The sequence below is a fragment of the uncultured Veillonella sp. genome, assembly GCF_900545205.1.
Taxonomy (GTDB): Bacteria; Bacillota; Negativicutes; order Veillonellales; family Veillonellaceae; genus Veillonella.
Map to the genome: position 1 here is coordinate 1 of NZ_UQYC01000094.1, position 5836 is coordinate 5836.

Consider the following 5836-nt stretch of genomic DNA (forward strand, 5'->3'; position numbering starts at 1 on the left):
CTAGGTGGCTGTATCGTAATCTTGCCATTCTACTACTCCTACTGGAAAAAGAAAAAAGCAGGTCTTATTAAGGACCATGACGAAATGTAGATACTACCAGTTAAAAATAATTATTTCTAATTAAATTTAAAACTACCAGTTAGTCATGTTGTTTTGTAAACCGATCTTCAATAACAGGAGGGCGATCTACTACAACGTGAAATTAACTGGTAGTTTTTTACATTTCTAGACTAAATATAATACTTTTAACTGGTAGTATCTCATTAATCATATATAGTTAGACTAAACATAATTCCTTTAACTGGTGGTATCTCGCTAACCATATATATTTAGACTAAGTATAGTACATTTTACTGATAGAGTTAATTAAAGTAAATCTTCTTCAGTAGTTGTTGTCTTGGTTAGTTCTTCTTCAATATAGCCAACTTCATCAGTGGCTTCATCTTCGTCGCGTGTGTCAATATAGATACTAATAAGCGCTAGTGCGCCTTCTTCATTGAGGGTTGCAATGGCACTCATAGGACCATAGGTTAAAATAAGGCCATCTTCTTCATCGCGAATGATATGAGGTACCGCATCAAAGTGTTGGTTCATGAGCTGATCAAAGTAATCTTCTACATCAAGGCCGCTTTCAAGGGTAATCGATTCAGCATCCCCCTTTTGGAATACAACACGTGTATCTTCATCGATGTACTGATAAAAATCATCTACATCAACATTGGCTGTTTCAAGCCACATACTGAGGGCTGTAATCCAATCTTTCACAGTAGTTGGGGCAGAAATAAAAGAATACTCGCTTTCATCATCGCCAAAACGAAGGTCATCATACTCAATACTATAGTTTTCCTGACTAGATACGATACGGTCAACGAGCCCCTCATCATTTACATCTACAAAAATCATGTACACATAGTTATCGCTGCTTTCATAAGAAACAGTCAAACCATGACGGCCCTCATGAAATAGCGCATCCTCCTCGTACACATCGGTAATATGCATCGCCTTGCACGTAACAGGCACATTATCAGCCTTAATAGACTCAGTCATAGAGGATAAAAACTCAATACTTTCATTACGATTGCGGCCAATAATACCACGACCTGTGGACATATATTCACAATCCACAGCCAAAATGTTTTCAATACCATGAATATCTGCGGACTCAAGAATAGATTTTATCAATAAAAGAGCTTGTATTTCAGTCATACTACGCCTCCAATACACTGTAATAATTACTGCTACTATTGTAACATAATTATAGTAACTAATACGGCTATTCTCTTGATTTTCTCCATATTTATCATATACTTATAAAGTACATATTGATTTAACATCGGAGGTTCCCATGAAATATACAACCATCGTTTTTGATTGCGACGGCACATTGCTCGATACGGCTACAGATTTAGCGAATGCTGTAAATCATGTACTACGTACACATAACTTCCCTGAAAAGTCTCTAGCAGAGGTAAAGGCAGCACTTGGTAATGCAGTAACGTACTTGATGCGTCAATGCTTACCTAGCACAGTAGCAGATCATGAATTAGAACCATATATTGAGGAGTTCAAAGCTTACTATGGTGAGCATTTAAAAGATACAACAGCTCCTTACCCAGGCATTCTAGATATGCTAGATGCATTGCGTGTAAAAGGCTATAAATTAGCCATTGTATCTAATAAAATTCAAGAAGGTGTTACACCTTTAAATAAAGAATATTTTGGCGATCGCTTACCTGTTGCTATTGGTGAAAGACCAGGCTTGCAACGTAAACCAGCACCAGATATGGTACTCCAAGCGTTAAAAGAACTAAGCTCTTCACCAGAAGAATCTATTTATGTAGGTGATTCTGAAGTTGACGTAGCTACTGCAAAAAACTCCGGTCTACTCTGTATCGGTGTTACCTGGGGCTTTAGAGAAGAATCTCTCCACCAAGAACTAGGTGTAACACATATTGCTCGTAAAGCAGAAGATATTTTAAGTATTGTGGAAAACTTAAATAAATAACATCCTAAATTATAATCATTAATCTATAACAAATTCATATAAAATAAACGATTTACATCTTAAAACCGCTCAAAAATGGGGATTAAAATATTAGACCTCTCATTTTTTGCGGTTTTTCTTTTATTTTCTCTAATTTATTTCAACTTTCACATTATATTTTTTACGCATAAATACTATTCCCAATCTATTGCCTTAAAAATGTGATATATGTTACATTTTTGAGGCAGTACTTTCACATGGACACGCCGTCAATTCAATAGTTAGTGTATTGAACTTAAGGCCTATAAATGGGTCCAGTCTTAGCTAATCTTATAGAGATTGGCGGTGAGGTTTCTATAAACTGAATCATTAGTATGATATAATATTATTTTGTATACTAAGTTATGTATTTGGAAGGAGGAAAATATAATGCAACAATCATGGAAAATTGCATTTGCCTACATAGGTGTTATTGTAGGTGCAGGACTCTCGAGTGGACAAGATCTTCTACAATATTTCATAAGTTTTGGCCAAATAGGTCTCATTGGTGTTCTATTACTAGGTCTATTAAATGCCGCATTTGGTAAAATCATGCTTTCTTTGGGGAGTTACTATCGTGCAGACAATCATGAAGAGGTTTTTACACAGATTTCCCATCCTATTATTACAAGAATACTTGATTTTGTACTAATCTCTGGTAGCTTTATTATGGGATTTGTTATGATTGCTGGCGCAGGCTCAAACTTAGAACAACAATTTGGATTCCCTTTTTGGGTTGGTGGATTAATTTGCTCACTTTTAATCATAACCGTATCATTTATGAACTTTGACAAAATAACCAATGTTTTAGGTGTTTTTACTCCCATCATGATTGTTATGATATTCATCATTACAGGCTACTCTTTTATTGGTAAAAGTCATGATTGGACTACATTAGAGGCTTTAGCCCACACAATCAAACCAGCCACAAGCAATGTATGGTTTTCTGTCATTAATTATTATTCTCTATGTGCTATGACAGCTGTTTCTATGGCCTTTATTTTAGGTGGTTCTGTTGTTCGTATTGGTATTGCTGAAAAAGGTGGCACTCGTGGTGGCCTATTAGTCGGATTGGTTGTTTTTATAGCTGCTATCTCTATTTTTGCAAATCTAGATACCGTAAAAGATGCAGATTTGCCGATTCTTGCTATTGCCAATCAAATTCATCCTTGGCTAGCATATATATATGCAATCACAGTCTTTTCACTTATTTTTAATACAGCATTCTCTCTTTTTTATTCTATTGCTAGACGTTTTGCCAACGGCAGCACAAAAAGAATGAGAATTATTATTATTTCTGTAGTAATCATAGGATATATATGTAGCTTCTTTGGTTTTAAAGATTTGATTAGTATCCTCTACCCAATTCTCGGTTATATGGGCCTATTGCTCCTAATTATTCTTATTTATGGATGGCTCCGTGATCGTAAAGATATCATTATGGAAAAACTCTTCCGAAGAAAGATGATCCATTTATCATTAAAAAAACATAGTCCTCACAAAAATCTTTCAGAAAAAGAACGTGAACTATTCCATACATTAGGTGATATTAGTCAAGCAGATACAAAATCTCTTAAAGAAGATATTCATAATGAAGCAAAAGAAATACTTTCAAATACGGAAACAGTTCAAGAGCTAAAAGACTATGTGGAAGAGCATCTCTCAATAGACGAAGAAGTTATACATCAAAATATCAATATTCTACAAGAACAACAGGAAGAATCAAAATCAACTGAATCTTCTAAAGATAGACCTATCAAAAAGTCCAATATAAATAACAATGAAGTAAAATGAATAACGAGGAAATAATGACAGGTGTGGAATTAGAAATTATACTAAAAGCTGGAAAAATACTACTTAGCAGTGGCGCCGAAATCAGTCGTACAGAGGATACTATGAACTACATAGCACGAGCTATGAATTTTAAAGATTTAGAAGCCTACGTATCCAATAGAGGTATTTTTGCAACTGCTAAGAAAGCTGATGGAACTGAAATTACTCGTATTTATAACGTTCCTGAAGTCGATATTAACCTCAGTAAAATTGAATCAGTTAACGCGCTCTCCCGACGTATCACACAAAAAAATATTACTATTGAGGAGATTGAAAGTGAACTTAATCAAATTGATACCATGTCAGACTATTCTTTTTTTTGGAGATTAGTAGCTTATACGTTAGGAGCTTCGGGCTTTAGCTATGCAATTGGTAGTTCAATAACAGACTCTATAATTGCAGGTATTATAGGCTTAATATTAGGCGTCTATATGTGTACCATCAAACGCATTCTTAGCTCTGATGTATTGATTACCATTTTAGGTAGTATTCTAATAGCCTTATTGGGTAATCTCTTTATCCACTTTGAATTAGGCTCCAACCTATCAGTTATATTACTAGGAGCCATGATTGACATTGTTCCCGGAGTTCCTTTCGTCAATGCTATTAGAGAGTATAGCCAGAATAACTATAATACAGGAATAACCCTTATGATGGGCGCGCTACTTACCTGTATTTCAATGGCTGTAGGGGTCGCAGTAGTACAATCACTACTCTTCAACACACAAATGATTCCTCTTTATACCTCTAATTTAGATACTAATTCCTTAACCTCTATGTTTATGCGTAGTATAATGGCTGGTATTGGTACGACAGCATTTGCAATCTTATTCCGTGTAGCTAAACAACATTTTATCGATTGTACAATCTTAGGATTCATCTCATGGTTCTTGTTCTTAACATTATCTTCACTACAGTCTAATGTTATGCTCTCCATATTCATCAGTGGTTTTATCATCGCCATAGCATCAAGAATATTGGCTGTTAAACGGAAATGCCCTGCTATAGTTTTCCTAATGACTAGCTTATTCCCTTTACTACCAGGGCTCAGCTTTTATCGATCCATTTATTATATGCTAATGGGACAAGAAACTATTGCCATTAGCTTCGCAAAAGAATCCTTTTTGATAGCTTTTACAATTGCTATATCTATCGCAATTGTAAAACATATAAAACCACTACGAATCCCCAAAAAACACTTATAAATAATATAACGTTATAACCAATTCATATAAATTACTTGCCCGATAAAAGAGGTTCCTATGAGTCACTACTGTGACCATTAGGAACCTCTTTTATTTATAACTATATTGTGCTAATTAGATATCACTTATTTATAACTGAACTGCGCATCCATAATCATTTGGCGTAACTGTTCCATACGAATACCTTCAGGTAACTTATGTCGATAAAACTGTAAATTATAGTAATATCGAGTATCTTCATAATCTGTCACCAATACCATATCCGTGCGATACTCTAATGGCCACCCATACATAAATTCAGTTAGTAAACTACGCACGCCATCATTGTTGACCTCTATTACATTATGCGTAATAGGTAATACCATCTTTACGGTAGGTTCAGGAATCGTTCTATCTTTAACAAGCTCATTAACCTCAGCATCTAACGTGGAACTCGTACTATCGATAGATCTAGCCTTTACATGCATAAATACCCCATCAGAGGTTCTAAACACCCTACCATCAATGTCCTTTGTTTCGCCCTGCGTTTCAATAGCATCCTTTAATACTCGGAATTGATACGGTCCATAAAACTTTGTGTCTGTCATAGCATCTAATGCCGCATCATATTGACCATTATGTACATTCGTAACATGCATAACAGGCTTTATATCGCTAGCTTCTGAAAGCATCGGTACGGATAAACACAAACCTAGACTAAGTAATGTAATATAACGTTTCATATGAGTCTCCCTCTCCCTAAAAACTATTATCTTATTTGTATTGTAACATAATT

5 protein-coding genes are annotated in these 5836 nt (G+C 35.1%); 3 read left to right on the forward strand and 2 right to left on the reverse strand.

The genetic code is table 11. The features are described 5' to 3' along the window. Positions 1 to 366: 366 nt before the first annotated feature. Positions 367 to 1206, reverse strand: coding sequence for a hypothetical protein (locus QZR70_RS08220; protein ID WP_295794408.1), 840 nt, complete (start codon positions 1204 to 1206; stop codon positions 367 to 369). A 139-nt stretch (positions 1207 to 1345) separates the two neighbouring features. Here QZR70_RS08220 and QZR70_RS08225 point away from each other — a divergent pair, with 139 nt between their 5' ends. From QZR70_RS08225 to QZR70_RS08235, 3 genes are all read left to right on the forward strand, one after another. Then, complete coding sequence (locus tag QZR70_RS08225) at positions 1346 to 2005, forward strand: HAD family hydrolase (RefSeq protein ID WP_295794411.1); 660 nt, start codon at positions 1346 to 1348, stop codon at positions 2003 to 2005. Between the two features lie 408 nt (positions 2006 to 2413). Further along, positions 2414 to 3817 carry a hypothetical protein gene (locus tag QZR70_RS08230; protein WP_295794412.1) on the forward strand — a complete coding sequence of 468 codons (1404 nt, stop codon included), beginning with the start codon at positions 2414 to 2416 and terminating at the stop codon, positions 3815 to 3817. A 14-nt stretch (positions 3818 to 3831) separates the two neighbouring features. Further along, positions 3832 to 5061: a threonine/serine exporter ThrE family protein gene (locus QZR70_RS08235; protein ID WP_295794414.1), complete on the forward strand. Its 1230-nt coding sequence runs from the start codon at positions 3832 to 3834 to the stop codon at positions 5059 to 5061. Positions 5062 to 5186: 125 nt separating this feature from the next. Here QZR70_RS08235 and QZR70_RS08240 read toward each other — a convergent pair whose 3' ends face one another. Continuing rightward, a complete protein-coding gene (locus QZR70_RS08240) occupies positions 5187 to 5783 on the reverse strand; it encodes a hypothetical protein (RefSeq protein ID WP_295794416.1) in 597 nt (198 codons plus the stop codon). Between the last annotated feature and the right edge of the window lie 53 nt (positions 5784 to 5836).